The sequence below is a fragment of the Cupriavidus consociatus genome (assembly GCF_017814975.1).
Taxonomy (GTDB): domain Bacteria; phylum Pseudomonadota; class Gammaproteobacteria; order Burkholderiales; family Burkholderiaceae; genus Cupriavidus; species Cupriavidus consociatus.
In genome coordinates this window covers 1-26,302 of the sequence record NZ_JAGIQA010000022.1, presented here as the reverse complement: position 1 = coordinate 26,302, position 26,302 = coordinate 1, and the positions used below count along the sequence as shown (strand labels likewise).

The following is a 26,302-nucleotide window of genomic DNA, read 5'->3' as shown; positions in this document are numbered from 1 at the left end:
TACAAGCCGGCGTCGTATGCCGAGCAGTGATCGAGGCAACCCAGCTGCCGTCGGGTAGGTGCGTCGTATGGGCGACCGGCAGCCTTGCACCATTCGGCATAGACAAGTACCGATTCGAGCTGGCGTTCGCGCCAGCTACGGTGTCACAGAAGAGCCAGTTCTGGCGCTTATGAAAGGGCTTCCAGTTCGGCGGGCGGCATAATCAGCCAAGTTGAAACGGCCACGACCCCAACGCCTATCTCAAGGAGTAACGCGGCGCTGTCGTCAAGACGGGATCAGGTCGCAGTGGCGCGCGAACTGAGCGTAAGCGCGGTGATGTTGGGATTCTTGCTGCGCCCTGCGAGCTTGCGATAGCGCCGGCATAGTCGTAACTGGGCGTCCAAGCCGCGGTCGATGATGGCCTTTGGGATGCCTTCTCGACGGCGCTAGGTCTCGGGGCTCAAACGCGCCGGATGCCAGTAACTCTAGGCGGCCTCGATCAGTAGCTTCCATTGCGTAGCTATTGCCGGTCTTGGTGATGCTGCCTTGGTGCCGTTTTTCGCCGGACGAGTGTTCCGTGGGCGTCACACCGAGCCAGGTCATCAACTGGCGCCGATGTGCGAATTTCGAGAGATCACCCAGTTCCGCGAGCATGCCCACGGCGGTGGTGAATTGCACCCCGCGCATGGCCTGCAAGGCCAGTACGGCCGTGTAGAGGCGCCAGTTCCGCCGCCTCGCGCAGGGCTGCTTTCGAGACGGCTGCATTGCGCAATACGGTGCTCCATAGCACGTCGATATTCGTAAAAGGCAAGTTGTCTGCCACGCGCTATCGAATACGAAGACACCCAATCGGCTCTGCCGGCGTAGCGGACCCCATGTGAAAGCAGAAAGGCCTTCTGTCGTTGGGGGCGCGCCCCAGATCGTCTTTGGCGTTGACCCAGGCGCGTGACAGACCCAGGAATGCTTTGTCCTCGACGCTGGGCACGTACACCCCCGGCAGATCCCCTGCACGCAACGAACGCACCAGCTTGACCGCATCGCGCCGATCGGTCTTGACGCGCTCGCGGGTTTCTTCGGGATTAGCGACGGCGCATACGATGCATTCGAACCCCTTCCCTGCAAGCTGCCGGTAAAGGCGTGCGGTTAGCATGACAGCCCGACGCGGCCGAAACGTATCGCAGGACTGCGAGTGCCAATGCTGCGCTGAACATTCTCCGATGCGGACGTGCATCGCCAGCTGTGGGAATCCCTGCCTTTAGGTGCCTTTAGGCAGGGACGTCAAAAACTGAGGCGGTACTTCGCGGCTCCGGCCCTCTTGTGGTTGGGGTCAGCCAACCGTGTTGCGCAGCCTAGGGGTCGGGTCACCGCGCTTGCCCAGAACGAGCTGCACCACCGTCGCCACGGCCACGTTCAGAACGAGCGCCAGAAGACCCGTGTACAGCGTGATGTTGGCAGCACCAAGGTGCAGCGTATGCACCGGCTTTAGGCCATCGGAGATGGCCCACCAACTGCCTACGGCGAGCCCGATCAACCAGCCGGCCAACAATGCCGGCGCGCGGAGGCGGTTTGAGAATAGTCCGAACACCACAGACGGGAAGGTCTGCAGAATCCAGAGGCCGCCCAGCAGTTGCAAATCCAACGCGAACTTGGTCGGCAGGAACAGGATGAAGATCAGTGCACCAAACTTGACTGCTAGCGAGATAACTTTGGCGACCTTCTCCTGACCAGCTGCGGTGATATCCGGTGCCACATAGGGCTTCCAGAAGTTGCGCGTGAATAGATTAGCTGCACCGATCGACATGACCGCTGCAGGCACCAGCGCACCGATGGCGATGGCAGCAAACGCAAATCCTGTGAACCAACTCGGAAACAATGTGTTAAACAGCGCCGGCACTACGTCGTTATTACTCTTGACCGAGATGCCTGCCGCGTAGGCCATAAAGCCCAGCAGCGCGATCAGGCCCAAGAGCACCGTATAGGCGGGCAGGAATACCGCGTTCTTGCGAATAGTGTCAGCACTACGTGCAGCGAAGATTCCCGTAAGCGTGTGCGGATACATGAACGCCGCCAGCGCCGAGCCGAGGGCCAACGTGGCGAACGGCAGAAACTGGGCAGGCTTGAGCGTGAAGCCCGTGGCACCTCCCTTCGCCGCAAATGCATCATGCGCATGTGCAAACACGGCGCCGTATCCGCCCAGCTTGGCCGGCACGAGCACCACAGCCACCAACACCACGATGTAAATCATGATGTCTTTAACGAAAGCGATGAGTGCGGGTGCGCGAAGGCCCGCTGAGTATGTATACAACGCCAATATCGCAAAAGCCGCGGCCAGTGGCAATTCGCCCGTCAGACCCAGCGCCTTGATGACGACCTCCATGCCGATGAGCTGCAGTGCGATATACGGCATCGTTGCCACCACGCCGGTGAGTGCCACGGCAAACTCCAACGTTCGCGAGCCGTAGCGGCCGTAGACAACGTCGGCGGCCGTCACGTGGCCTTCGCGATGCGCCACCTTCCAAAGTTTGGGCATGATCAAAAACACGATCGGGTACACCAGGATTGTGTATGGCAGCGCAAAGAAACCATAAGCACCCACCGCATACACGAGTGCCGGAACGGCAATCACGGTGTAGGCAGTGTAGAAATCGCCGCCGACAAGGAACCAGGTGATCCACGTTCCGAAGTTGCGGCCGCCCAGGCCCCATTCGTCAATATGTGCACCGTTGTCGGACTCTCCGCGCTGCCAGCGCGAGGCGATGAAGCCCAGCACAGTGACCAGCGCGAAGAAGAAGATAAAGACGCCAAGTGCCGTCCAGTTGATTCCCCCATCCATTATTCTTCTCCCTTGGCCTGGCCCTTCTTGAAGACGAACCAGATCAGCGCCGATGTGATCGGCACCCATAGAAATTGGTACCAGTAGAAGAAGGGAAAGCCGAACAGTGACGGCGTTTCTTGGTTGTAGAGCGGGACGCTCAACAGGCCGATGAATGGCAGCGCGAGCAGATGCTTCATGGGTGCTCCTGATGTTTTCAAGGATTTCGGTCGCTTTCGATCGACCAGCGAGGTGTCACGCATAGCGTGGTCCAGGTATGCGTTTTGGAGTTGTAGCCTGCGTCTTGTCGTTGCTGTGGCGCACCATAATTGGGTAGCCAACGGAAAATGATCCGTACCTGAGTCCAGTCCGCGGCACCGCTTAGTACTGCGTCGTAAACGCATGCATTCCGTTTGCAACAAGAAATTCCAACCACCACTTACAGAGTTTGCCAGTGGGCTTCTCTTTGGGCGGTACGCAAATTCCTTGCGGCTTCATGAATCACTCTGGCTAGCATTAAGAACTCTAGTCCGTTGAGGCGGTCCCTGGGCGCCATCATGAATGCAGCAGCATCACCCCACAACATAGTTAGCGACGCCAAAGTTAATACCTGAAGTCAACCTCCACGCGGTCCCGCAATCGAGCGCTGAGATGTCGCCGTTCCAAGAACCGTGCGAGTCGGTCCACTGTTCTTATTACGGACAAAATTTCAAGGTTGCCTTTATATTTTGGGCTGACATTCCTTAGCTAGCAAGAAATATTAAATTTACATTGCTGAAATAAATAGTTTGTTGCAACGAACTTTCCGGATTCGCCTGCGTATCTAGTTGTTGGAGTGAGCATCTGCTTGTGCTGCCCGCTGAGGCAATAGTCCGAAGCTTTCATAGTGCCGGGTCATCTTCAAAGGTGCCTCAGGCGGACGCAGTTTGTGTTCATATCAAGCTCTTTGAGACGATCGGTCGGGGCCGTTTCCGGCGGTAGCCGCGCCATGCCAGCGGCGCAACAGCAAGGCATTGATGACCACGCTCACGCTGCTAAAGGCCAGCGAAGCGCCGGCAATGATAGGACTCAGCATGCGCAAAGCCGCCAAAGGGACTATCCGCCCAAGGTCTCGGTGTCATCTCTCGTGAATAGCCTCAAGGAGGGTATCCAGGCGCATGATCCGGCAAAAGCAATACCCGGCGGCATCCAGTGAATGCCGAACACCTGCAACAGCATCGGTAGTAGGAGTAGTAGCGTCAGCAAGGTGCTGACAAACACTGGCCACCATTGGCGGAAGCCCGTTCGGGCCCGGCGATGCGGATCTGGTCTCGACCGGCTTGGCGACATCTCCCGCCTGGTCGATGGCCGCCGCCACCGTTGCGAACGACACACGGTAAGCGCCGTGACGGTGGCCTTTTCCGTCGCGAGGTTCACTGCTGCGGCCGATACGCCTGGGGCCGACAAGAGTGCCTTTTCTACGCGGCCTACGCAAGAGGCACAAGTCATCCCTTCGATCGCAACCTCGATCTGCTACGAGCGAATGTCATAGCCGCCTTGCGGACAGCCTCGGCAAGCACTCGACGCCGGCAGACACCTTGACGGTCGCTTCCTCGGTCGCAAGGTACACTGCGGTGCTTTCGACGCCGGGCAGCCTTCTCTACGCGTGAGTGAGACACAGCTCGCGCACCTCATGCCTTCAATGGGAGCTTGAACTCCAGCGGTGCGGTGGTGCGAGGAGGGTGTTCATGAGGGGCTCTGTCCCGTTGGTTGTCCGATACGGAAACAGCGTGTTCCTTACCATCGTTGGAAGGTCAAGGGAATTCCGGTAGGAATTTTATCGGGCGGACCCAAAAAGAAGCTTGACCCTCCCACGGTGGGAAGACCGAAAGTGGTCTCACTGACACCTCAAACCGAGGTCGACAAATGGTAGTTGACTCTTGGTTGCATGCCGATGAAACCTGCACCGAGCGGTTTACCTCAAATTCAACACTGTGTTGGCAGGCTCTTGGAGCCAGCTATTGAAAAGGAGAAGCACGATGCGTATGAACATGTTCAAGAAGATGATGCTTGTCGCCCTGGCTGCAGCAACCCTCAGCGGTGTGTCCGGCATGGCCAATGCCGGCGTGATCTCGCCGCGCGATTCCTTCACGGATGGCGCTCATGCAACGGGTGCGCGTGATCCGTTCGGCGATGGCAGCAACACTGCCAAATCGTTCGACAGCTTTACGGATGGCGCCTGATCCTTAGCACGGCTGTTGTCGAGGCTGCGGCTTGCCTTTCGCGTGCTAAACCCCTGCCCTTTGCATAAGGAGTTCCAAATGAAACTCAAAGTTATCTATGCCATGACGCTCAGCGCCGGGCTGAGTCTGTCTTTCGTGACTTGGTCTGGCGTCGTCAATGCCCAGCCCGCTGGTGTGTCCGTAGGGCAAGACGCCACCGTGCCAACCAATTCTGATCTCATTGATGGCGAGATCCGCAAGGTTGACAAGGTCGCAGGCAAGCTCACGATCAAGCACGGCGCGATCAAGAGCCTCGACATGCCGAGTATGACCATGATCTATCAGGTCCGCAACGAAGCGTTGCTCGAAAATGCGGAGGCTGGTGACAAGGTGCGCTTTCGCGCTAAAAACCTGGCCGCAAGTTCGTTGTCACGGAGATCCAACCTGTCCACTGACCGCATAGTGTCGGATAAGAGAGGCAGGCGTGCTGCATACCTGAACTCGCCAGGTACCCCTTGACATTCCAGCGATGGGAAGGCTGGTGACAGTTTCAGCGTCTCATCACCAAACCAATAGCAGAAATTTAATGATTACCTTTGAAGTGAAAGGCATCACCTGCGGCCACTGCGTCAGCACGATTACCAGAGCTCTGAAGTTCGTGGACGACAACGCCGACTTCACCATCGATCAAGCCAGGCAACTGATCATGATCGAGTCGACCGATGCCGATCCGAAGGTGCTTCAGGATGTCAGTACGAGCTGGCTACACGCCGTGCGGGTAGAGCATGGCATGGTCAAAGCGTCTGCTGAGGCTAAATCGTGTTGCGACAGCAAGCACTGAATTCCTTCGCTTTGGGTGCAGCACGTTCGCATTGATCACCCAGCCTCCCAGACCTACTGATTGTGCGACAAGACGCGCCTTACGGCCGTCCGCACTGCTAAAGAACTGGCGGCACAATGCGCCCGTGGCCATTCCGCGTTGCCGAGATGCAGAGTTGGCCACAAGCAACTGCAGGCCTGGACCATAACAGCCTCCAGCGCTGAGCCCTGTCAACCCGAATAGCACTGCTGCCGGGTATAGAGCCTGGCTCTTGCAGCGAACGCCAACCCGGACAGTGCTGTAGGATGCTGCAGAACATGAATACACGACGCGGACAAAGCCTATCAGCGATGAACCTGGTGGCAATCTGGAGTGCCCCGCTTTAAGCTTCCAACGGTCCATGACCAGCGGCATCCCTCCAGTTCAGGACGTGGCAATTGCCTTCATCTGGAGTACACGGGTTGCGCTGAAGATACTGAGCCATCCTAGTTTTTCAGCGCCTCCGTCCAATTGATCCGGCTCGAATGATATTGTGTCAATGGCTGTTCACTCCTTTCGCAATCGGTCGAGCACATCTTGTTGTCGTGCGCCAGTATTCAAAGAATGCGGCAAGCTTTAGCTTTGGTCACGCGCTGGAGTCCCGGCCTCCGTCTATTCCTCTTCCGCGCATCACCACGAAGCGCAAGTTGTCCCCGCGCTTCTTCCGGTTGATGTTGTCAATAATGAGCGCGGCGAGCTTCTCCTTCACCAGTTCGCCACCTCCAGCGACGTGCGGGGTAATGAGAAGGTTCGGCATGTCCCAGAAGGCATCGGCTTCGGGAAGCGGTTCGATCTCGGTTACGTCCAAGCCTGCGCCTCCCAAGTGCCCAGACTTAAGTGCATCCGCCAGTGCCTTCTGCTCCACCACATTGCCGCGTGAAACGTTAATCACCACACAGCCCTTCTTGCAGGCCAGGAAGACCGCTTGATTGAACATACGCACCGTGTCAGCTTGCCCCGGAACGGCGATCACCAAGGCATCGGCTTGTTGTAAGGCCTCGTGCAGTTCTTCAGGGGGAAATACTGCATCGGCTAGGTCGGAGGGCTTAATGTTACGCGTCACCGCAACAATGCGCATACCGAATGCTTTGGCTCGTTGGGCAACGGCTTGGCCGATGGAGCCGAAGCCGGCGATCACCATCGTCCGCCCCTGGAGGTTCGACATTCTCGGCATCACACGTCGGTCCCACGCGTGGCTGCCTTGTTGTCGCACGGCATCGGGAATTTGCTTTGCCAGGGCCAGCAGCAAGGCCATGGCATGCTCGGCCACGGCAATTGACCACGAGTCACCGGCATTGGTTACGGTGATATGTGCCGGCACACCCAGGCGTTCTAGCGTCTCGAATCCCGCTGAAAGGGTTTGGATCCACTGAAGTTTGCTTGCGGACGCCACCGCGTTGGCCACCGCGGGGGTATAGGCTGGTCCGACCGTGACAAATGCATCGGCATCGGCTAGGTACTCAGCCAGCGTTTCCGCTGTATCGGCGTACTGCAGCACGACGCCCGGGGCGGCAGCAATGGCCGGGCCAACGACGTCTCGACCGAAGGCGCCATAGAACACGAATTTCATCTCCAACTCTCCTTATTTGTCGCTCAGCTTGACGCTGACCTTGCTCATGGCAGCTTCGGCTTCGCGGCGCAATGTCATTCCGAAGCCCGGCTTCGTAGGAACTTCGAACTTGCCTGCAGTGGGTTGCAATTCTTCCTCGAACAATTCGCGGTTCGCTGGACGAAGCGCCATTGCGTGGTGTTCGTGGATGACAAAGTTCGGAATCGACGCCTCAAATTGCAGGGCAATGGCTGTGGCAAGTGGAGATCCGCACACGTGCGCCTGTACGCCAACATCAAAGGTATGCGCTAGATGAGCAATGCGATAGGCCTCGCCGATCCCACCCGTAATGCAAACGTCCGGCTGAATCATGTCGACAGCACCGGCCTCAAGGTAGGGCAGGAAGCCCCAGCGCGTGTAAAGGCGCTCGCCGGTCGCGAGTGGAACTGGCGACCGGCGCGACATTTTCAGATGCGCGTGATCACTGGTCGGATGCGTCGGCTCCTCGATGAAGATGACACCTAGATCCTGGACCAGTTCGGCGACCTGAAGTGCGGCAGCCGTGGACGTCATGGAATTGAGTTCAACAATGATGTCAGCGCCGGATCCAAGTCCTTCGCGAACCGCTTCCATGCGTTTGCGGATGAAGTCGCGTTGCTTCGGCGTGAACAGGCCGTGACGCCCTGTCGCCCGTTTGCCTTCCTCGTCGGATTTGATCGGATTGACCTTCACACAGTCGTATCCCGCGGCTCGTACTCGGGTCGCGACGTCCAGGTACTGCTCTGCAGATCCCAGACTTCTACCGTTCTCGCCCCAACCTAGGTCGAGCTGGCTGGCATAGCAGCGCAGCGGAGCGGGTGTCGCACTGCCAAGTAGCCGATGGACGGGCTGTCCCAGCGCGCGGCCTTTGATATCCCACAGAGCGGTTTCGATGGCACTCATCGCTGCAAAAATAACCGAGCCCCCAGCTTCGGCCCACAACGAGCGCCGCAGCATGGTTTCCCAGATCGAGTCCGTATGGAAGGGATCAGCGCCCAGCACAAACCGCTCGCCGAGCGAAAGGATCATGGGGCCAACAGCGGGAGCTCCGGTGCCATAAGCCATTGCGGCTTCGCCAAGCCCGGTGATTCCCTCATCCGTATGGACTCTGGCCAACACGATGCGCCACGACTGCATGCCATCGCGGCCTGACAAATCCGTATCCAACACCTCGATTTCAGTGACTTTCATGGGCTTGCTCCTTTGTCCCGTCAAGGATGCCGGGGTCGTGCCGAACACATTGCGCGCGCTATAAGAAGTGTACCGAGCATTGTGTGCAGTGTATAGTGCATTGTCCATTGCGTACCGAATGTAACAGCGCGATGTTTCACGGACCATCCCAGGAGACACTCCATGAAGCGTTATGGTGAATTTCGTGCTTTGACCGTGGTTGCAGCCCTGTTCCTTGCCCCGACGCTGGGTCATGCCGATGAGTATCCGAGCAGACCGATTACGTTCATCGTTCCGTGGCAGGCTGGCGGCCCCATTGATGCAGCGATGCGTGCAGTTGCGCAGGGCGCTAGTAAGAGGCTTGGGCAGCCAATCTTGATCGACAATAGGCCAGGGGTCGCGGGGACGCTGGGCCCTGCGTCGATGGCCGCGACAGCAAAGCCGGACGGATACACCATCGCGCAGATCGGGACCGCCCAGTTCCGCATGCCTCTCATTCAGAAGACAGCGTATGATCCGGAGAAGGACTTTACGTACATCGTCCGCTTGATGGGGATTACTTTTGGCGTGCTGACGACCGCACAGTCCCCATATAAGTCATGGGGCGATGTCGTCGAATACGCAAAGAAGAACCCAGGCAAGGTCACTTACGCGTCGCCGGGCCTTTATAGTAACCCCCACCTCGGTATGGAGCAGATCACGGGGCTCGCTGGTATTAACCTGCTGCACGTGCCGTTCAAGAGCACTCCGGAAAGCACCATCGCACTACTCGGCGGCCAGACGGACCTACAGGTCGATGGTTCCGGCTTCAGGCCTTTGATTGAAAGTGGAAAGGCGCGGCTGCTTGCGATATTCACGGAAAAGCGCTCTCCCCGTTGGCCTGACGTACCTACATTGAAAGAGCTAGGCTATCCATTGGTCGTTCAATCACCTATTGGAATCGCTGGCCCAAAGGGAATGGACCCCAAGATTGCAGCAAAGCTGCATGATGCGTTCCGCGCCGCATTGGCTGACCCTGAGGTTCAGCGTGTGATGGACGATGTCCTGATGGTTCCTGCTTATATGGGATCCAAAGAGTGGACCCAGGATCTTGCGCGCGCTCAGAAAGAGGACAAGCTCCTGCTTGTGCGACTAGGCCTGCTGCGAGCAGACCTCAAGTAACCAATCGCCCCATCACGCAGCGTGCCTCGTAGTCGTCGCAGTCATCGGGCCTCAATACAGTCTAATAGCTGCGGCGACAGTTAAACCGCGAATAGCATTGCGCCTTGAAAAGTTAATCTCCAAGGTGCAGCGCAGAATCCGCGGCAAAGTTCTTTTCCCAATTTCGCATATGCGCGACCAATGCAGCTTGCGCAAGTGCCAAGTCCCCGCTTGCTATTAGCGTAACCAGCTCTGCGTGGCTCGCAAGACTGCGTGTGAGCTTCCCGGGATCGCTGGCTATGAAAGTGCGAAGAGCCTTGAATCTGGAGGCAACGAGCTGATACGCTTCACAAAGCAAGGGGTTGTCAGCGAACTTCAGGATCGTTTCGTGAAATTCCGAATCGAGCATCAGAAAACGGTGCGCGGCTTCGCTTTCGACAGCGTCTCGCATTTGAGCTACGACGCCATCTAACGCTGCCACTAAGGGATCTTTATGTAGGCGTATGGCCTCCGCAATGGCAGTGACTTCCAACATCTCCCTAAATGCTGCCAGATGCCGTAGTTCCGCTCTGTTGACACGAAAGACGCTCGCTCCCGCAAAGGGTCGTAACTGAACTAGCCCTTCCATGGCGAGCTGCCTGATGGCCTCACGCACGGGTGTGCGACTGATGTTCAACTTTTCGGCAATAGCCGCTTCTGAAAGCGATGCCCCCATAGGCAGATCGCCACAAATAATGGCCTGCCGAATGTAATCAGCGGCGCTCTCAGCAGTGGAGCGCCGTGAGAAGTGGTTGAGTGGGGAGGCGGCGGGTTGCATACCTCACATTATATAGTAAGGTCCGAGCAACACGGATTTGCGCGTCCTGTTCATGCCTCGTACGTGATTGGTGAGGTGTCTTGGCGAAGTTCTGCCCCGGGGTGATTACCGCGCGCCTGGGTCAGTGCGTAGGTTTGCCTAGATTTAGGAAAGCGGTGCCCAAACTGGCTCAAGCAACTTTTGCTTGCTGGCAGAGGAGGGGTGCCAGTTTGCCGGTTGGCGTACTTCGTGTGATAGATCTCGTCAAGTCTCCCCGGGGTGTGGCGGTTGAGCATGGGCCGGGATATGCAGTCGCCTCGCAGGGGCGGTGGGTGGGCTTATGGGCGTCGAAGAGCGGTCGGTTTCTGGACGTAACGCACTGATCGGGCCCGCTCACCGAAAGCCGGCTGCCACGATCTCTGCACCTGAGGTGCAGAGTGGTAGCGGCAGTAAGTCGTGAGATCCGATGCCGCGCAGAGGTTCCGACGCCATGTCCAACACTACCTCGTCTGGACGTCAAGTGATCTTCTGCGCGGCTTTCATAGGCGATGCAGTTCCACCGCGCGCGGGGGCTGCGGCAAAGATTCTCTTTATATGTACTAAAGATTATCACATTTGCTGCACGCTCCATTGGCCCCAATAATACTCCATACGACCTCCAGTGAAGCTGGTGGATTGCATCCTTGGTGTCTATAGGTTAAGGGCGAAAACGAGCGTGGAACGTTATTTTTCATTTCAATCGCTTTTCTCTTAGGTAAAGCCCACGGGTTCGGTTTGATGGCGCTATGAATACGCTGACCAACGTCCTCCTTTTGCGCTTCACTCGCTGTCGTATTTTGAGTCTTTATATCTCGGAGAGAATGATGGTATATCTGCAAATTACCCTGAAGATCGCAGTTGCCAACCGTCCGGCTGCCATTGGCGTATACGAACGCTACAAGGCACCGTTCCTCAACACGATCGCTGGCGCCAAATCCAAGGAACTGTTGGTTCGCGATGAGGATGTTCAGGTCCTGCACGGCTTCGACACGGAACAGAACGCACACGGCTACCTGGAGAGCGATCTGTTCAACGCTGACGTGGTCGATGCCTTGAAGCCGCTACTGGACGCGGCTCCGGAAGTAAGGATCTATCAGGTCGTCTGATGGTCGCAGGGGTCTACGGCGCGCTCTGTGCATCTTTTGCCTCGGTCAGATCGATCCAGCCGGACTGTCGCGTTACATACGCGTAGCAAGGATAGTCTTTGACGGTGGCTAATGTAAAGCTGGGGTGAGCGCTGCACGACTGACTCAACTGGAAAACTGGCCATACTGCGTCTTATCGCGGCGTGGCCATCTGCCTTTGCTGCAATTTCTTCGTAATGCCTTCCACGAATTTAGAGTGATGATCATGAAAGTGCGATGCAAATTACCCAAGCCGGCACTCTTGAGTTAGTGCAAAGATCGGCGCCGACGCCGGGTGTCGGGGAAGCGTTGATTGAGGTCGAGGCCTGCGGCGTCTGCGGCGCGGATGCCAGCGATATCGAAGGAGCCGATCCGAGCGTGCGCCCACCGCGCGTACCGGTCCATGAGGTCGTTGGCCGCATCGTCGCTCTAGGCACCGGTACTGCCTCGACATGGAAGGTGGGACACGCGTCGGTGTAGGCCGTCTTGGCGGCTACTGCAGCAAATGTACGCAATGCCGCCAGGGCAACTTCCAGCTTTGCCAGAATCAACCGTTTGTTGGTGCTACGTATGACGGCGGCTATGCCGAGATGATTCTGGCCAGCAGCACCGGACTGGTGTCAATCCCGGACGAACTCAACGCCGAAGAAGCGGCGCCGATACTGTGCGCCGGTATCGTGACCTTCAATGCGCTCAAGAAGTGCGGCGCCCAAGCTGGCGATATCGTGGTGATCCTGGGCGTCGGCGGCCTTGACACATGGCGTTGCAGTACGCGCGCCGCATGGGGTTCAACGTCGTTGCGGTCGGGAGGGGTAGTGCACTGGGTGCGCACATCTACATTGACGCAAACCAAGAGGATGCCGCTGCCATGCTGAAGCGAGATTGGGCAAGCCGACGCCGTGTCAAAGATCATGGACGGTTTGGCTCCCCGGGGACGCCTGCTTCTGCTAGGGGCCGGGAAAGAACGGTTGCCGCTTTCGACGGGTCATCTGGTTGTCGGGGAGCGACGCGTGCTTGGGGCGATCACGGGCTCGCCGTACGAGAACGAGAAGACGCTGGGCTTCAGTGTCCTTGCCGGCGTGAGGTCGATGATCGAGACTTTGCCGTTGGAGAAGGCCAACGATGCGTATCGCAGGATGAAGTCTGGTGATGTGAAGTTTTTCGTAAGGTTTTGACCATGAAGAGACAGTACTGACAACGGGTTCTGCCATGAGCGCCACAACCTGTGGTGTGGTCTTGGCGGTCCTACGTGCGTACCTCGGCATTCCCATGCCGGGTGAAGCGATAACAGTCAGGCGCGGCGGGCCGCGATTGAATGGCCGGCGTTAGGCACATTGTCGGCCGGACGACGGAAATGCCGAATCTTGAGAGGGATGGCAATCAACAATGAAGCACTACGACTACATCGTAATTGGAGGGGGCAGCGGTGGCATCGCCTCTGTGAACCGGGCGGCCATGCACGGAAAAAAATGCGCGCTGATTGAGGCGGAGCAGATTGGCGGCACCTGCGTCAACGTCGGCTGCGTTCCTAAAAAGATCATGTGGCATGCCGCCCAGATTGCAGAGGCCATCCGTCACTATGGACCCGACTATGGGTTTGATGCCATGGTGAACCACTTTGACTGGGCCGCTCTGGTAAGGAATCGGAGCGCCTATATTCAGCGCATCCATACCTCCTACGAGACGGGACTGGATAGAAACCAGGTCGACGTCATCGGCGGTTACGGCCGATTCGTGGACGCGAGGACCATTGAGGTCGGTCATGAGCGGCTCACGGCCGACCACATCCTCATTGCCGTTGGATGCCGTCCCGCTCGTCCGAACATCCCAGGAGCAGAGTTTGGGATCGATTCGGATGGATTCTTCGCCTTGCCCGAAATGCCCAGGCGCACGGCCGTGGTCGGGGGAGGCTATATCGCGGTTGAAATCGCTGGGGTGCTCAACGCATTGGGTTCCGAAACGCACCTCTTTGTGCGCAAGCACGCGCCGCTGCGCCATCTGGATCCCCTGCTGAGTGAGACCTTGGTGGAGGTGATGAAAGCGGAGGGACCCGCTCTGCATACTCACGCCGTTGCGGAATCCGTACAGAAGAATGCGGATGGCAGTCTGATGCTCCGACTTGAGAATGGCGAAAGCCACACGGTGGACTGCATTGTCTGGGCGATAGGCCGCGAGCCTTACACGGCGGATCTAGGCTTGCAGGCGGCAGGCGTTGTCGTGGATGACAGCGGTTATGTGGCGGTCGACAGGTATCAGAACACAAGCGTGCGTGGTATCTATGCGGTGGGTGACATCACCGGACTGGTGGAGCTGACGCCCGTGGCAGTGGGCGCCGGACGACGCCTGTCGGAGCGCCTATTCAATGGCAAGCCCGATGAGCATCTCAGCTACAGGTACATCCCCACCGTGGTGTTCAGCCACCCCCCCATCGGCACGGTAGGCATGACCGAACCGGAAGCGAGAGCGCATTTTGGCGACGCTGCCGTAAAGGTGTACAAATCCGGATTCACGCCCATGTACTCGGCAGTGACGCACCGCCCGCAACCCGCCCGTTTCAAGCTCGTGTGCGCGGGTCCCGACGAAGCGATCGTCGGCATCCACGGCATTGGATTGGGGATGGACGAAATGCTGCAAGGCTTTGCGGTGGCGCTGAAGATGGGCGCTACTAAGCAGGACTTTGACAACACGGTAGCGATTCATCCGACGGCAGCGGAGGAATTTGTGACCATGAGATAGCGGAGAATGGATCCGCCCAGGTCGATGGCATGCGTGAAGGCTAGTTTGCGATGGCTTGGAGCACGCGAGCTTTGAGGTCATCCAGGGAAACCTGGCCAGCAATGACTGTCGCAAGCACATCTTTTCGAAAGACCTCAATGGACGGCACTGCGCGGATACCGCAGCGCTGAGCGATGGTCGGCGACACGGCCATATCCACGGCGCCGTAAAGGGCCAGATCGGGTAAGGCATCGACAAGTTGCAGGAAGACAGGTGTCATCTTCCTGCACGGCAGACACCAGGACGCGGAGAACATGACGACGAGAGCGCCTTGGCTCGGTGTGACCAGGCGTGGAAGATTGTCGACGGTCAGTGCGATGAGCTTAGCGGCCATTGACGTTGGATGCGCAAAGGGCATCTGGCGAGTGCCCGATGCCCTCTGTCCTCACTGAACTGTGAGCTTGCCCTTCATCAGTGAGGAATGACCGGGGAACGTGCAATAGTAGCTGTAGTCCTGACCGGCCTTTAATCTGGTCGTGTCCAACTTGACCGCATCGCTTTGTCCTCCTCCAATCAGCTTGGTAGCACCAAGAATCCGTTGGTCGCCGGGTTTGAGGTAGTCCTTGTCAGGACCCGCCGCCATTCCGTCGGTGACGATTCCCTGCATATCCGCACTTGAGGAAAGCACCCAATTGTGACCCATCACATTGCGGGCCAACTTTCCAGTGTGCGTCAACGTCACCGAGTACGATGAGCAACCCTTCGGAATGACAAGTTCCTTTTTGTCGAACTGCATTTGATCGCTGCCGGATATTGATGTGGAACATTCTGCGGCGTGCGCCTGTCCCGTGAGGGCGGCGAAAGCAACAATGACCAGGGCGTTTGCAATACGCATCCGTTTGCCTATAGAGAGTTAGCGAGTTGTAAGAACTGCAGGGTGCTACTTCGTGGCTTTCGACGCAGTCGTCCTCAGACAGTTTTTCATGCAACGCTCGTTCTTCACATCCGGCCGGTCGTCGACATAGAACGAGTTACGGTTGGGCATCGACAAATTGGTCAGTGTTGTGCCATCGACCGTCGCAGTTGCCGGCATCAATCCATTCTTGTGGAGGATGAAGCCGGTCACGCTATAAACGTCCTCGTTAGATAGCGTTTGCGGCGCCTGAAACGGCATCGCGCGACGAATGTAGTCGAACAGCGTCGTGGCGTATGGCCAATAGCTGCCCACGGTCTTCAAGGGCTTACTCGAAGCAAGAGTATCCTTGCCGCCGACCAGTGCCGGGCCCAGTCCTCCTTCGAGATTGACGCCATGGCACGACATGCAGGCGTTCTGATAGATCTTCTCGCCCTCGGCTACGGTCCCGTGGGTTTTAGGCAGGCCGATGCCAGAGGGGGAAATATCAATGTTCCACCCGGAAATCTCTTCTGGCGTAGCCGTGCGGCCGAGCTCCGCATACGCCGGGGGCAGGGCAAAGGCGGCACTTAGGCAGGCCACGGTTACATAGTATCTACTTGCGCGCATTGGTGACCTCCCCGCTCGTGTCGATTCGCCATGGTTGGATCCCATTGTTGTGGTACTGCGAGTTTCGTCCGCGCACCGCAACCAATTGCTCGAAGGTTGGTTGCACATAGCCCGTCTCGTCGACGGCTCGACTCATGATGACCCGCTCTTCACCATGCCACTCGAAGGGTGCGCGAAATGCTGTCAGAGCCTTGTTGAGCACCGGCTGCTGGAGCGTGGCGGGCCGCCACGTATCGCCGCCGTCGATCGAAATGTCCACCGCTTTGATCTTTCCACGGCCGCTCCAGGCGATGCCCCGAATTTCGTGCATGCCTTTGGGGGTGAGGCGCTGTGTGCCGGAAGGGCTAGTAATGAGCGATTTGCATTCCTCATGAACGTGAACTCGCGTGAACGGCCGTCGGGCATCAGATCGGTGTACCTGCCTGTCTCCTCCCGCGAGTGGACTGGCTTGTCCGTAACGTGAAGGCGGCGCAGCCACTTTACGTTCATGTTTCCTTCGAAGCCGGGGACAATGAGCCGTAGCGGGTAACCCTGCTCAGGGCGAAGCCGTTCACCGTTCTGGCTGTAGACCACCAGCACGTCATCCAGGCACTTCTGGAGGGGGATGCTCCGAGTCATCGAAGCGCCGTCCGCGCCTTCAGCAATAACCCATTTGGCCGCCGTTTCTACGCCTGCCTGCTTGAGCAGTGCCTTCAGGGGAACACCCGTCCATTCCGCACAGCTAACCAGTCCCGCGACGTCGGCTGCAGTTTTTCCGTAGGGGGGGCGGAAGTTCGGATTTCCCGAGCACTCAAGGAAATAGATGTGGGATTCGGAAGGAAGCTGCCTAAGTTCGTCGACTTGGAAGATCAGTGGCCGTTTCACCAGGCCGTGAATCATCAATCGATGCTGGGCTGGATCGATCTGGGGCACACCTGCATGGTGCCTTTCATAGAACAAGCCGTTGGGCGTGATAATGCCGTCGAGGTCCTGCAACGGACTGGTGCTGAAGGCCGACATGGGTTCGGTCAAGCCGGGGTACAGTTTCCGGATCACATCGGCTTCGAACTTCGACGGTGTGCCATACGGCGAGGCGGTGGGCGAGCCAAGCGCCTTCTCCCATTCCGGTACGTTAGGCGGAAGGTTCTTAGATTTTGGCGAGGCGACAGCCGCTTCGCTGGCTGCGGTCGTTTGTGCCAACGCCCGTTCGGCTAACCCCATCGTCGCTAGCGAGGTTGCAACGACAGTGCCCTTTGTCAGAAATCTACGACGGCTGTTTTCACCATTTCCCACGTCGCCACGGAGTGGCTTAGATTGGTCGTCTTGTGTTGCCATTGTCCCTCCTTTTCGTCAATCCACCGCCGGTCTTTCAAGACGGTAGTTTCGGCGCCGGTCCCTGGATAGATAATCGCGAGCGCTAATCAATAGTCTGAGGCCTTGCAGCCTTTCAGCCCAAGAAAGATTTTGTATGCGGTTGAATAGAAAAACTTTATGGTTTAATAAGAGCGAACGGTAAAAGGACGGCCGGGCCTTCTTGCGCTGAATCGCGTCATATATGGCGGTGTACGGTCCGCCGCTTGCCGAGTCCGAACATCGTGCTGTGACGTAACCCTCAGCGTCGGCGGACCAGGGGCGGTTGTGCCCGGGGTCGGCTCAACGGATAGCCTGCGCAGCGACATTCGCCGACGACGCCAATGGCCGGCTTTCGTATCTGCTTCTAAGGGGAAGCTGCCGTGTAAGTTTTGGCCCGAGGTGTGTTGGGCCAACGCTCGAAAAAGTCCCCGTTGCTTTCTGCTATTGCAGGCGCGTCAGCTCTGGGTCATTGTGTTGCTGTTTTGGCAGACCCGTGATGGACGGCAGTTCAGCCAGGCGCGGAAGTCCGGGTTGACGTCTGATTTCACCTTTCTCGTCCTTCCACACGAAGCCCGGCGTGCCGCCAAACTGCAAGCGCTCCATAAGGGCCTGGTTCCTTTGAAGGTTGGCGACGATCGACTGCCGCGTCCGGTCGTCGATACCGTGAGACGGTCTCCACGGCTTCCCTTGACTTTGCTCGAGCGCGCGGAACGTACCTGTCCTGTCGTCGGCCGCTAGAATCTCTATCGCCTTCGGCAAGCTTGACGGCTTGATCACAGCAACCAATACCCAGCGAACCTGGAGACCTGCCGCTTCATAGGGCTGCAGCGCCTTCCATGCGAGGTGGCAGTACGGGCATTCCGCATCTGTGAATACATAGAGGATCCGCTTCGGGGCCTTGACCGTACCCTCTACGACATATGAGGATTTCTCGACTTCGGCGAAGGTGCTGGAGAAGTCAGGTTTGGGAAGAAATTGCTGCTCGTAGCGAGCAGAAATATTCTCGCCACCTTCTCCAACCAAATTGCCGACCAGCAATGTCTGGTTGTCGCTCGTTGTGTAGACAATGGATTGCTGGCCGTCCTTTTCCAGCGCCCATCCGGTCAGACCGGATACTGCCGGAAAGGTCTTGATGACCTTCACGCCGCTCTTGAGCGCAGCTTCTATAGCCTCGGGATAGTCGGATCGCCCAGCGGCGGCGCTGTAGGCCGGTGGGAGACATATTGCCAAAGCCACGGCTGCAATAGAAATCTGCGCTACACGGGCCAAAGTGCCTGATCTCACGTTCGTATTCGACATAAACGCACTGTTGTTGTATCGGAGGCAAAGGGAGGGAGGGTCGCCGTTCCATGTTGGCCGCGACGGCTCCGCATCAGGCGATCATGATGAATTGAACAGAAATAGAAGCAAGGAAGTTTTGCTATTCAGAACCCATAGAAAAACTTCGTGCAGTCGGCGTATCAATCAATATTCGTGAGACACGCACGAGTGCTCCGCAGCGCGGCTGTGGCGCTGCCTGGGAGCGGATATGCTGTCGGCGTAAGGGGAGAGCGGATGCTTGCGATTCGCGCACGTCGCAGCGGAGCCGGATCTAGGAACGCCGCAGATCGAGGGCGCAGCGAATACTGAAGATGCTTGTTGACCGCGTCAATTACCGCGTCGAGCAGTGTCAAGGTTCGCGGACCCCGTTGGTCGGGCTATCCTTGAGACTGGGCGCCAGCTAGTTGGCCGGATAACATCACTGTAGCGGGCAGGGCAGGAATGCCGCTGGTGCCGAAACTTCTGTCGTCAGTGGAGCGAACTGCGGGACTTGAAAGTTGGCGGCTCCGTCCAGCTCTGCAATAGCGCTTGAGCTACCGCGGCAGGGCCGTGGGCCTCCGTCCAGCCGCGGCCTACCAACATTGCCCCTTCCAACGCAGACAGCCACAACGCGGCGAGACTGGCGGCCGGCGGCGTTTCGATCAGTTCGCCACTCGCCTGGCCTTCGGCAATCACTGTTTCAAGCCAATCCAAGTTGACGCGGAAGAAGCGGCGCACCTGAGCGCGAACTTCCTCGGGAAGTCCATCGGACTCAGCACCTAACATGCCACAAATGCAAATCCGGCGGTCTTGGGCGAACGTGGCGGCAAAGAGTTGAGCATAGGCTTTGAGTCGTTCAACCGCATGCGGGTGCACACCTTCGATATGGAGGAGTTGCTCGCGGAAACGATGCGTGTAGCGTTGCGTCACGACGAGTACCAACTCAATCTTGGTGGGGAAATGATGGTGCACGCTGGGCTTCTTGATGCCCACCTGCCGAGCAATGTCCTCATACGAAAAGCCGTTAAATCCCACGTGTTGCAGCAGCGCTTCGGCGCTATCGACGATGCGTTCGGCGGCGGGAGTTAGCTCGGCAAAGTGCTTCATGATTTACTTGGATACCAACCTGTTGGTAGGATTCTACCGTAGAGATTCATGTCATTAAGCAGAGGGGCCAGGCCCATGGTCGGTCCCGCCCGTCTGCGTCCTCGGTTATGGTGGACAAGGTCTCTTTCCTATCAGGCGCTCTGCGTGTGCAGTGTTGCTTTCATGACGATAGGGCGAGCGAAATTGTTGAAATTGGGCGATGTCTTGAGCACATGAGCGTGCAGTTCATGCAGGGCGGCGGGGTCAGCCCTGGAGCGCACGAGTACCTCCACTTCCACCGTCTCGTATGAGGGGGGCACGGCGGCATCGAGGTCGAGGAAGCCACGCAGATCCAGGCGACCACGGCTGCAGATCTGAAGGCTATCCAGCGTGATGCCGCGAGCCGCCGCATTGGCCACGTAGCCCACGGTCATGCAGGCGTTCAGCGCTGCCAGAAGCAGCTCCTGTGGATTTGCGGCGTGGTCGCCGCCAAGCAACCCCGGCGGCTCGTCTGCTTCAATCGAGAAACCGCGCTCAATGGTTTTGCCGCCCAGGCTCATGGCTTGGGTCTGGCCGCGGCTACGCGTGCCCCCAGCCACTTAGTGTGAACTGCGAAACCGGCATCGGCTTGGGAGGCATCTGCGCCCACCGCGGCCGCAATGGCCTCTATTGCGGCCACGTCGACGCCGTTTATGGTTTGCTTGGTGCTCATCGCATCGTCCTGTTGAAAGTTAGGCTTGGTTGCGACCCGCCATCACACCGCCATCTACATCCCACACTGCGCCGGTGACCCAACCAGCCTTGTCCGAAAGCAGGAAAGTGATGGCCTCGGCTACATCGCGCGGCGTGCCGACACGACCAATCGGATGGAAGCTGTTGAAGCCTTGGAGCGCACTGTGCACTTGGTCCTTCGGGATGAAGCCTTCATAGATCGGCGTCTGGACAACGGCCGGTGAGACCGCATTGACGCGGATGCCGTATTGGGCCAGTTCCATCGCCAAGTGCTGGGTCAGGGAGTGCAGGCCTGCCTTTGCCATGGAGTAGGCAGAGGAGGGGGTAGCCTGAATGGCTTGCTTGGCCCACATCGAACCGATATTCACGATGGCGCCCTTGCGGCCAGCAGCAACCATGTTTTGGGCGACCTTTTGCGTGACGAAGAAGGTGGCGCGGTTCAGGTTCAGGTACATGTCATAGTCGGCGGGCGTGTGCTCGAGGAACGACTTTGGAAGAAATACGCCCGCGGCGTTGACCAGCAGGTCGATGTCCTTATGCTCGGCGTCCAGCCGCTGGATCAAAGCCTGCACGCCAGCGTCGCTGCTCAGGTCGGCGGTCAGGGCCTGAACCTCACCTAGCGCGGCCAAGGCTTGACGGGCCTCCTCGGCCTTGTCGGCACGGTGGCCCACAACAACGGCCTTGCCGCCTTGTTCGAGAACCATGCGGCCTGCCTCCAGTCCCATACCGCTGGTGCCGCCGACCACAAGAAGCTTCTTTCCTTCGAATGCGTTGCTCATCTCAATCTCCTGATTACAAACCTACTAATAGGTAGGGTATTGACTCAAAAAGAAAGCGGCAGACAAAGCCGCTACCATGTAAAAAACCAGTCTTGGATCACATTACGAAGGCGTGTTCGGAAGACTGACCCTACTGGTTTGTTGTTAAAACAAACCTATCGGTAGGTCGGCATTCTACCTCACGAGTGGCTGAGCGCAAGTGGGCAGAAATTGTTTATCTATTTCTAAGGTCTTTATCCGCTTGGACCTTTGACGAGTGTCGTGCCGGCCAAGGCAGGAGAGTCGGGCCGTGTGGAATGCCTCCTCGAACGAACTTGGCGTTGCTTTCGTAAATTCAACCAACTCATATATATGATATGGTTGACACGAACAATTTGCTTGGTCTACCGATGACCCTACAGCGAGGAGACAAACGATGATTCACGTAGTACTGCACGACGCCAAGGACACCGTAGCGGTGGCGGTGGTGGAGGGAATTGAGGCTGGCACTCAGCTCAACGCCTGGATCATGGACGAGGACCGCACCATCTCGGTGACTGCGCTGCAGCCGATTCCCATCGGGCATAAGGTGGCGCTGCGGGACATGGCGGTCAACGAGACCGTCTACAAGTACGGCATCGATATTGGCAAGGTGATTGCGCCGATCAAGGCGGGGGAGCATGCCCACGTCCACAACATCAAGACCAAGCGCTGGTAAGCCGCCGTCATTCACCTGATCTTCCCCACCATATTCAGAGGCCAACGCTATGTCCGTCATTGATCAAAACACCACCTTCTGGGGCTACCGCCGCGACAATGGTCGCGTGGGTGTGCGCAACCATGTCGTTATCCTGCCGCTGGACGACCTGTCCAACGCCGCTGCCGAAGCCGTCGCGGTTGCCATCAAAGGCACGATGGCGATCCCGCACCCGTACGGTCGCCTGCAGTTTGGTCCGGACCTCGACCTGCACTTCCGCACGCTGATTGGGGCCGGCAGCAATCCCAACGTCGCTGCGGTGGTGGTGATCGGTATCGAGGACGGCTGGACCAAGCGCGTCGTCGATGGCATCGCGAAGACCGGCAAGCCGGTGGTCGGCTTCGGCATCGAGGGGCACGGTGACCATGACACCATCATGCGTGCCTCCAAGGCAGCGAAGGAGTTCGTGCAGTACGCGACGGCGCTGCATCGTGTCGAATGCCCGATCAGCGACCTGTGGGTGTCGACCAAGTGTGGCGAGTCCGATACCACGTCCGGCTGCGGGGCCAATCCGACGGTCGGCAATGCGTTCGACAAGCTGCATCCGCTTGGCACCACGCTGGTCTTCGGCGAGACCTCCGAACTGACGGGCGGCGAACATATCGTGGCCGCGCGCTGCGCGAACGACGACGTGCGCCACCAGTTCATGGCGATGTTCGAGCGCTACCAGGGCATGATCGACCGCTGGAAGACTTCGGACCTGTCAGAGTCGCAGCCGACCAAGGGCAATATCGCTGGCGGTCTCACCACCATCGAAGAGAAGGCGCTGGGCAATATCCAGAAGATCGGCAAGAAGTGCACGGTTGATGGTGTGCTGGACAAGGCCGAGGAACCGACCCACCCGGGCCTGTGGTTCATGGATTCTTCGTCGGCTGCGGCGGAAATGGTCACGCTGTGCGCCGCCGCGGGCTACGTCGTGCACTTCTTCCCGACCGGCCAGGGCAACGTGATCGGCAACCCGATCGTCCCGGTGATCAAGCTCTGCGCGAACCCGCGTACGGTCCGTCTCATGAGCGAGCACATGGACGTCGACTGTTCGGGCCTGCTGCAACGCGAACAGACGCTGGACCAGACCGGCGACAAGCTGCTGGAGTGCATGCTCGCCACGGTCAACGGTCGCTGGACGGCTGCGGAGGCACTGGGCCACCGTGAGTTCGTACTGACCCGCATCCACGAGTCCGCATGATGAAGCGCATCTGCATCAGTGAGTTCATGGACCCAGCCGCGGTGCAGGCGCTCACGCCCGGCTTCGACGTGCGCTACGAGCCGGGCTGGGTGGACCAACGCCCCGCATTGCTGGACGCGCTGCCCGAGGCCGATGCGCTGATCGTGCGCAACCGCACCCAGGTCGACGCAGCGCTGCTTGAGCGGTCACCCGCACTGCGCGTGGTGGGCCGGCTTGGCGTGGGGCTGGACAACATCGACGTCGGGGCTTGCCGCGAACGAGGCATCCAGGTCATACCGGCGGTAGGCGCAAATGCGCGCTCGGTGGCCGAGTATGTGGTAACCACGGCTGCGATGCTGTTGCGCGGCGCCTATCTCGCCAGTGAGCAGGTCGCCGCGGGAGCGTGGCCGCGTGCGCGACTGTCGGAGGGGCGGGAAGCGCTTGGCAAGACGTTGGGCCTAATCGGCTACGGCGATATTGGCAGGCAGACGGCGGCACTTGCACAGGCCTTCGGTATGCAGGTGGTGGCTTACGATCCGATGCTGTCGCCCGACGATCCGGTCTGGGCGAGCACGGGCGCCACGTGTGTCTCGCTCGAAACGTTGCTGGAGCAATCCGATGCGGTGAGCTTGCACGTGCCACTCGTGGCAGCCACGCGTCACCTCATCGAGGTGGGTCGCCTTGCGGCGATGAAGTCCGGCGCGGTGCTGATCAATACCGCGCGCGGCGGGGTGGTCGACGAAAGCGCCCTGGCTGATGCCCTGCGTGCCGGCCACCTTGCGGGTGCCGCGCTCGATGTCTTCGAAGCGGAGCCGCTGTCGGCCGGTTCGCCGCTGGCAGGGGTGCCCAACCTGTTGCTGACGCCGCATATCGGTGGCGTAACCCGCGAGGCCAACGCTCGCGTCTCTATGCTGATCGCCCGGCAGGTGCGGCAGGCGCTGGAGGAGCAGGCATGACCAGAATGTCTTTGGAACAACTCCAGAAGCTCGCCAACGACGCGTTGCGGCGGGCGGGTGCCAGCGCGCTGCAGGCGGACGCTACGGCGTCGGCGCTGGTGCGCGCCGATGCGCAGGGGTTGCCCTCGCATGGTGTGTCGCGCGTGCCCATGTATATCGGGCATATGCGCGAGGACCGTGTCGATGGGCAGGCGACGCCCGTCGTGCGTGCCCAGCGCGCCGGGACGGTGCTAGTTGACGCCGCATGCGGCTTTGCGTTCCCGGCGTGCGACCTGGCCATTGCCGAGGCGATGCGGCGGGCCAAGGAGGTCGGCGTGGGCGTGGGGCTGGTGACGAACAGCCACCACTTCGGCGCTGCCGCACTGTCCCTAGATGTGGTGGCGCGCGCCGGAATGGTGGGTGTTGCGATGGGGAACTCGCCTGCGGCGATGCCGGCCTGGGGCGGACGCAAGCCGCTCTTCGGCACCAATCCGATCGCGGCCGTGTTCCCGCGCCGCGGCGCGGCGCCGGTGGTGATCGACTTGTCGCTATCGGAGGTGGCGCGCGGGAAGATCATGATCGCCGCAAAGCAGGATAAACCGATCCCACTGGGTTGGGCGCTGGATGAGGCCGGTCAGCCGACGACGGATGCCAAGGCAGCGCTGCGAGGCTCGATGCTGCCGGCCGGCGGCGTCAAAGGTGCCATGCTGGCCTTGATGGTGGAGATGTTGGTCACGACGCTCACCGGCGCACAGTTCGGAGCCGAGGCGGATTCGTTCTTCGAGGATACCGGCAATCGTCCACGTCTTGGGCAACTGTTCCTAGTGCTGGATCCGGGGGCCTTTGCCGGAACCGATACGTACGGCGAACGCGTGGAAGCGCTGCTCGCGGCGATGCTCGCCGACGAGGGTACGCGGCTGCCGGGAGAGCGGCGCAATGCGGCCCATGAGGAGGCAGAGGCGAAGGGCATCGATGTGCCGGATGCCCTGCTGGCGGAACTGCGGGCTCTAGCCGGGGAGGTGGTCGACCGCTAAACCCACCGCACTACGAACAGCCGGCCCGCAAAGTACGGGCCGGCGAAGACTTACAGGAGACACACCATGCATCGACCCTTTGTCCGGACCATGCTCAGGCATATGACCGTCTGGTCATTCGCGCTGTCTGGCGTATTGCCCGTATCCGCGGGCGCGCAACCTGCTCCGCAAAATGCCGCCGATTTTCCCAGCAAGGCCATTCGCTACGTGGTGCCGTTCGCCGCAGGCGGACTGACGGACAACCTGGCCAGACTGGTCGGCCAGCAGCTTGCGAAGGAATGGAAGAAGCCCATCGTCGTCGACAACAGGCCTGGGGGCAACGCAAACATTGGCGGCGACCTGGTGGCCAAGGCCCCGGCCGATGGCTACACGTGGCTGGCCGTTACGCTGACTCATGCCTCGAACGTTACGCTGTTCCCGAAGCTGCCCTTTAACCTGCAGAAGGACCTCGTGCCGGTCGCACGCATTGCGTCATCGCCGATGACTGTGGTGGTGCCCGCCAACTCCCCAATCCGATCAATGAAGGAGTTGGCTCAGGCTGCGCGCCGGGGCAAGCTGAGTGCGGGCTCCAGTGGCAATGGCACCGCCCCGCATCTGACCCTTGCCCTGTTCGAAAGCCAGACAGGGGCCAGCCTGACGCATGTCCCCTACAAGGGCGGTACACCGTCGATGACCGACCTCATTGGCGGGCAGATCGACGTGGTTTTCTCCAACCTTCCCGAATCCCTGGCCTATGTCAAGGGCGGAAAGCTGCGTGCGTTGGCCGTGACAACGCGCGAGCGAAATCCGCTGCTTCCGGACGTGCCGACGGTCGTCGAAGCGGGATTCCCGGACCTGATCGTGGAGAACTGGACCGGCCTGATGATGCCGGCCGCTACGCCCCGGCCCATCGTCGACAAGGTTGCGGCCTCCCTCGCTCGGACGCTGCAAACCAACGAGATGCGGGAGCGCATCGTCGCGGCAGGCTTCACCCCGACGCCGCCATCGAGCGCACCCTTTGCCGAGTACTTCAAGGCCGAGGTCACGCGATGGTCACGGCTGATCGACGAGAAGCAGATTCGGGTCGAGTAATTCATGCTCTGGGGCGGGCAACACGCAGCCGCGAGTGCCATGCGTGAACCCTCTCTGTCATTGCGAGCGGTAATTGGCTCGACGACCGGAAGCCGCGATGCACTCCGATTCCTAGTACAACATCCCGTAAATAGGTTGAATAATTAATCGCCTCGGATATCATGGCGGGATGAGCCGAGGCCGCCAAG

The 26,302-nt window shown here is 59.1% G+C and carries 24 protein-coding genes and 3 pseudogenes; 12 read left to right on the top strand and 15 right to left on the bottom strand.

What is annotated here, in order from left to right:
• Positions 1-296: 296 nt before the first annotated feature.
• The 4 genes and pseudogenes from J8I82_RS25995 to J8I82_RS39670 form a co-directional block, all read right to left on the bottom strand.
• Positions 297-1,114, bottom strand: a pseudogene (locus J8I82_RS25995) (IS110 family RNA-guided transposase); the annotation flags it as partial.
• Between the two features lie 192 nt (positions 1,115-1,306).
• Complete coding sequence (gene mctP / locus J8I82_RS25990) at positions 1,307-2,812, bottom strand: monocarboxylate uptake permease MctP (RefSeq protein WP_209761717.1); 1,506 nt, start codon at positions 2,810-2,812, stop codon at positions 1,307-1,309.
• Positions 2,812-2,991 carry a DUF3311 domain-containing protein gene (locus J8I82_RS25985; protein ID WP_209761716.1) on the bottom strand — a complete coding sequence of 60 codons (180 nt, stop codon included), beginning with the start codon at positions 2,989-2,991 and terminating at the stop codon, positions 2,812-2,814. Before J8I82_RS25985 ends, mctP begins: the two co-directional genes overlap by 1 nt.
• Before the next feature lie 895 nt (positions 2,992-3,886).
• A complete protein-coding gene (locus J8I82_RS39670) occupies positions 3,887-4,279 on the bottom strand; it encodes a heavy-metal-associated domain-containing protein (RefSeq protein ID WP_209761715.1) in 393 nt (130 codons plus the stop codon).
• A 536-nt stretch (positions 4,280-4,815) separates the two neighbouring features.
• Between J8I82_RS39670 and J8I82_RS25975 the strand changes: the two genes are divergently transcribed.
• From J8I82_RS25975 to J8I82_RS25965, 3 genes are all read left to right on the top strand, one after another.
• Entirely contained in the window at positions 4,816-5,013 is a 198-nt protein-coding gene (locus J8I82_RS25975) for a hypothetical protein (RefSeq protein ID WP_209761714.1), read from the top strand.
• A 78-nt stretch (positions 5,014-5,091) separates the two neighbouring features.
• Positions 5,092-5,511: a copper-binding protein gene (locus J8I82_RS25970; protein WP_209761713.1), complete on the top strand. Its 420-nt coding sequence runs from the start codon at positions 5,092-5,094 to the stop codon at positions 5,509-5,511.
• A 67-nt stretch (positions 5,512-5,578) separates the two neighbouring features.
• Positions 5,579-5,833 carry a heavy-metal-associated domain-containing protein gene (locus J8I82_RS25965; protein ID WP_209761712.1) on the top strand — a complete coding sequence of 85 codons (255 nt, stop codon included), beginning with the start codon at positions 5,579-5,581 and terminating at the stop codon, positions 5,831-5,833.
• A gap of 604 nt (positions 5,834-6,437) precedes the next feature.
• Here J8I82_RS25965 and J8I82_RS25960 read toward each other — a convergent pair.
• Together J8I82_RS25960 and J8I82_RS25955 are read right to left on the bottom strand one after the other, a co-directional pair.
• Complete coding sequence (locus J8I82_RS25960; protein WP_209761711.1) at positions 6,438-7,421, bottom strand: D-2-hydroxyacid dehydrogenase; 984 nt, start codon at positions 7,419-7,421, stop codon at positions 6,438-6,440.
• A gap of 12 nt (positions 7,422-7,433) precedes the next feature.
• On the bottom strand, positions 7,434-8,630 hold the full coding sequence (locus J8I82_RS25955; protein ID WP_209761710.1) for a mandelate racemase/muconate lactonizing enzyme family protein: 1,197 nt from the start codon (positions 8,628-8,630) through the stop codon (positions 7,434-7,436).
• Between the two features lie 162 nt (positions 8,631-8,792).
• On the opposite strand from J8I82_RS25955, the gene J8I82_RS25950 reads away from it, so the two are divergent.
• Positions 8,793-9,770 carry a tripartite tricarboxylate transporter substrate binding protein gene (locus J8I82_RS25950; protein WP_209761709.1) on the top strand — a complete coding sequence of 326 codons (978 nt, stop codon included), beginning with the start codon at positions 8,793-8,795 and terminating at the stop codon, positions 9,768-9,770.
• A 112-nt stretch (positions 9,771-9,882) separates the two neighbouring features.
• On the opposite strand, the gene J8I82_RS25945 is transcribed toward J8I82_RS25950, so the two are convergent.
• Positions 9,883-10,566: a GntR family transcriptional regulator gene (locus J8I82_RS25945; RefSeq protein ID WP_209761708.1), complete on the bottom strand. Its 684-nt coding sequence runs from the start codon at positions 10,564-10,566 to the stop codon at positions 9,883-9,885.
• 842 nt (positions 10,567-11,408) lie between these two features.
• Between J8I82_RS25945 and J8I82_RS25940 the strand changes: the two genes are divergently transcribed.
• The 3 genes and pseudogenes from J8I82_RS25940 to gorA all read left to right on the top strand — a co-directional run bounded on the left by J8I82_RS25940 (position 11,409) and on the right by gorA (position 14,444).
• Positions 11,409-11,690, top strand: coding sequence for a hypothetical protein (locus J8I82_RS25940; RefSeq protein ID WP_209761798.1), 282 nt, complete (start codon positions 11,409-11,411; stop codon positions 11,688-11,690).
• Between the two features lie 255 nt (positions 11,691-11,945).
• A pseudogene (locus J8I82_RS25935) lies at positions 11,946-12,883 on the top strand (alcohol dehydrogenase catalytic domain-containing protein).
• 211 nt (positions 12,884-13,094) lie between these two features.
• Complete coding sequence (gene gorA, locus J8I82_RS25930; RefSeq protein ID WP_209761707.1) at positions 13,095-14,444, top strand: glutathione-disulfide reductase; 1,350 nt, start codon at positions 13,095-13,097, stop codon at positions 14,442-14,444.
• A gap of 40 nt (positions 14,445-14,484) precedes the next feature.
• On the opposite strand, the gene J8I82_RS25925 is transcribed toward gorA, so the two are convergent.
• The 8 genes and pseudogenes from J8I82_RS25925 to J8I82_RS25890 form a co-directional block, all read right to left on the bottom strand.
• The gene (locus tag J8I82_RS25925) at positions 14,485-14,817 is read right to left on the bottom strand and encodes a thioredoxin family protein (RefSeq protein ID WP_209761706.1); all 333 of its coding nucleotides are present in this window, start codon (positions 14,815-14,817) and stop codon (positions 14,485-14,487) included.
• A 51-nt stretch (positions 14,818-14,868) separates the two neighbouring features.
• A complete protein-coding gene (azu, locus tag J8I82_RS25920; protein ID WP_209761705.1) occupies positions 14,869-15,318 on the bottom strand; it encodes an azurin in 450 nt (149 codons plus the stop codon).
• Between the two features lie 45 nt (positions 15,319-15,363).
• Positions 15,364-15,945 carry a c-type cytochrome gene (locus J8I82_RS25915; protein ID WP_209761704.1) on the bottom strand — a complete coding sequence of 194 codons (582 nt, stop codon included), beginning with the start codon at positions 15,943-15,945 and terminating at the stop codon, positions 15,364-15,366.
• A pseudogene (gene soxC / locus J8I82_RS39665) lies at positions 15,932-17,259 on the bottom strand (sulfite dehydrogenase). The gene J8I82_RS25915 and the pseudogene soxC overlap by 14 nt, the downstream one beginning before the upstream one ends.
• Positions 17,260-17,718: 459 nt before the next feature.
• Positions 17,719-18,576 carry a thiol:disulfide interchange protein DsbG gene (gene dsbG, locus J8I82_RS25905; protein WP_209761703.1) on the bottom strand — a complete coding sequence of 286 codons (858 nt, stop codon included), beginning with the start codon at positions 18,574-18,576 and terminating at the stop codon, positions 17,719-17,721.
• 489 nt (positions 18,577-19,065) lie between these two features.
• Entirely contained in the window at positions 19,066-19,683 is a 618-nt protein-coding gene (locus J8I82_RS25900) for a TetR/AcrR family transcriptional regulator (protein WP_209761702.1), read from the bottom strand.
• Positions 19,684-19,814: 131 nt separating this feature from the next.
• Positions 19,815-20,222 carry an OsmC family protein gene (locus J8I82_RS25895; protein WP_245180126.1) on the bottom strand — a complete coding sequence of 136 codons (408 nt, stop codon included), beginning with the start codon at positions 20,220-20,222 and terminating at the stop codon, positions 19,815-19,817.
• 171 nt (positions 20,223-20,393) lie between these two features.
• Entirely contained in the window at positions 20,394-21,173 is a 780-nt protein-coding gene (locus J8I82_RS25890) for an SDR family NAD(P)-dependent oxidoreductase (protein ID WP_209761701.1), read from the bottom strand.
• A 415-nt stretch (positions 21,174-21,588) separates the two neighbouring features.
• On the opposite strand from J8I82_RS25890, the gene J8I82_RS25885 reads away from it, so the two are divergent.
• The 5 genes from J8I82_RS25885 to J8I82_RS25865 all read left to right on the top strand — a co-directional run bounded on the left by J8I82_RS25885 (position 21,589) and on the right by J8I82_RS25865 (position 26,114).
• A complete protein-coding gene (locus tag J8I82_RS25885; RefSeq protein ID WP_209761700.1) occupies positions 21,589-21,870 on the top strand; it encodes a UxaA family hydrolase in 282 nt (93 codons plus the stop codon).
• 49 nt (positions 21,871-21,919) lie between these two features.
• Positions 21,920-23,095, top strand: a complete 1,176-nt coding sequence (locus tag J8I82_RS25880; RefSeq protein WP_209761699.1) for a UxaA family hydrolase — start codon at positions 21,920-21,922, stop codon at positions 23,093-23,095.
• On the top strand, positions 23,095-24,030 hold the full coding sequence (locus tag J8I82_RS25875) for a hydroxyacid dehydrogenase (RefSeq protein ID WP_209761797.1): 936 nt from the start codon (positions 23,095-23,097) through the stop codon (positions 24,028-24,030). Before J8I82_RS25880 ends, J8I82_RS25875 begins: the two co-directional genes overlap by 1 nt.
• Positions 24,027-25,043 (top strand): Ldh family oxidoreductase, encoded by a 1,017-nt coding sequence (locus J8I82_RS25870; RefSeq protein WP_209761698.1) that lies wholly within the window; start codon positions 24,027-24,029, stop codon positions 25,041-25,043. Before J8I82_RS25875 ends, J8I82_RS25870 begins: the two co-directional genes overlap by 4 nt.
• Positions 25,044-25,109: 66 nt before the next feature.
• Entirely contained in the window at positions 25,110-26,114 is a 1,005-nt protein-coding gene (locus J8I82_RS25865; protein WP_209761697.1) for a Bug family tripartite tricarboxylate transporter substrate binding protein, read from the top strand.
• Positions 26,115-26,302: the final 188 nt, after the last annotated feature.

Excerpts from the sequence above, each read along its gene's own strand:
- J8I82_RS25940 (WP_209761798.1), top strand. The coding sequence starts at position 11,409 with ATGGTATATCTGCAAATTACCCTGAAGATCGCAGTTGCCAACCGTCCG.
- J8I82_RS25885 (WP_209761700.1), top strand. The coding sequence starts at position 21,589 with ATGATTCACGTAGTACTGCACGACGCCAAGGACACCGTAGCGGTGGCG.
- J8I82_RS25975 (WP_209761714.1), top strand. The coding sequence starts at position 4,816 with ATGAACATGTTCAAGAAGATGATGCTTGTCGCCCTGGCTGCAGCAACC.
- J8I82_RS25965 (WP_209761712.1), top strand. The coding sequence starts at position 5,579 with ATGATTACCTTTGAAGTGAAAGGCATCACCTGCGGCCACTGCGTCAGC.
- J8I82_RS25875 (WP_209761797.1), top strand. The coding sequence starts at position 23,095 with ATGAAGCGCATCTGCATCAGTGAGTTCATGGACCCAGCCGCGGTGCAG.
- J8I82_RS25925 (WP_209761706.1), bottom strand. The coding sequence starts at position 14,817 with ATGGCCGCTAAGCTCATCGCACTGACCGTCGACAATCTTCCACGCCTG.
- J8I82_RS25950 (WP_209761709.1), top strand. The coding sequence starts at position 8,793 with ATGAAGCGTTATGGTGAATTTCGTGCTTTGACCGTGGTTGCAGCCCTG.
- J8I82_RS25945 (WP_209761708.1), bottom strand. The coding sequence starts at position 10,566 with ATGCAACCCGCCGCCTCCCCACTCAACCACTTCTCACGGCGCTCCACT.
- J8I82_RS25870 (WP_209761698.1), top strand. The coding sequence starts at position 24,027 with ATGACCAGAATGTCTTTGGAACAACTCCAGAAGCTCGCCAACGACGCG.
- dsbG (WP_209761703.1), bottom strand. The coding sequence starts at position 18,576 with ATGTCGAATACGAACGTGAGATCAGGCACTTTGGCCCGTGTAGCGCAG.
- J8I82_RS25915 (WP_209761704.1), bottom strand. The coding sequence starts at position 15,945 with ATGCGCGCAAGTAGATACTATGTAACCGTGGCCTGCCTAAGTGCCGCC.
- mctP (WP_209761717.1), bottom strand. The coding sequence starts at position 2,812 with ATGGATGGGGGAATCAACTGGACGGCACTTGGCGTCTTTATCTTCTTC.
- J8I82_RS25895 (WP_245180126.1), bottom strand. The coding sequence starts at position 20,222 with ATGAGCCTGGGCGGCAAAACCATTGAGCGCGGTTTCTCGATTGAAGCA.
- J8I82_RS25985 (WP_209761716.1), bottom strand. The coding sequence starts at position 2,991 with ATGAAGCATCTGCTCGCGCTGCCATTCATCGGCCTGTTGAGCGTCCCG.
- J8I82_RS25970 (WP_209761713.1), top strand. The coding sequence starts at position 5,092 with ATGAAACTCAAAGTTATCTATGCCATGACGCTCAGCGCCGGGCTGAGT.
- J8I82_RS25955 (WP_209761710.1), bottom strand. The coding sequence starts at position 8,630 with ATGAAAGTCACTGAAATCGAGGTGTTGGATACGGATTTGTCAGGCCGC.
- gorA (WP_209761707.1), top strand. The coding sequence starts at position 13,095 with ATGAAGCACTACGACTACATCGTAATTGGAGGGGGCAGCGGTGGCATC.
- J8I82_RS25960 (WP_209761711.1), bottom strand. The coding sequence starts at position 7,421 with ATGAAATTCGTGTTCTATGGCGCCTTCGGTCGAGACGTCGTTGGCCCG.
- azu (WP_209761705.1), bottom strand. The coding sequence starts at position 15,318 with ATGCGTATTGCAAACGCCCTGGTCATTGTTGCTTTCGCCGCCCTCACG.
- J8I82_RS25900 (WP_209761702.1), bottom strand. The coding sequence starts at position 19,683 with ATGAAGCACTTTGCCGAGCTAACTCCCGCCGCCGAACGCATCGTCGAT.
- J8I82_RS25880 (WP_209761699.1), top strand. The coding sequence starts at position 21,920 with ATGTCCGTCATTGATCAAAACACCACCTTCTGGGGCTACCGCCGCGAC.
- J8I82_RS39670 (WP_209761715.1), bottom strand. The coding sequence starts at position 4,279 with ATGACTTGTGCCTCTTGCGTAGGCCGCGTAGAAAAGGCACTCTTGTCG.
- J8I82_RS25890 (WP_209761701.1), bottom strand. The coding sequence starts at position 21,173 with ATGAGCAACGCATTCGAAGGAAAGAAGCTTCTTGTGGTCGGCGGCACC.
- J8I82_RS25865 (WP_209761697.1), top strand. The coding sequence starts at position 25,110 with ATGCATCGACCCTTTGTCCGGACCATGCTCAGGCATATGACCGTCTGG.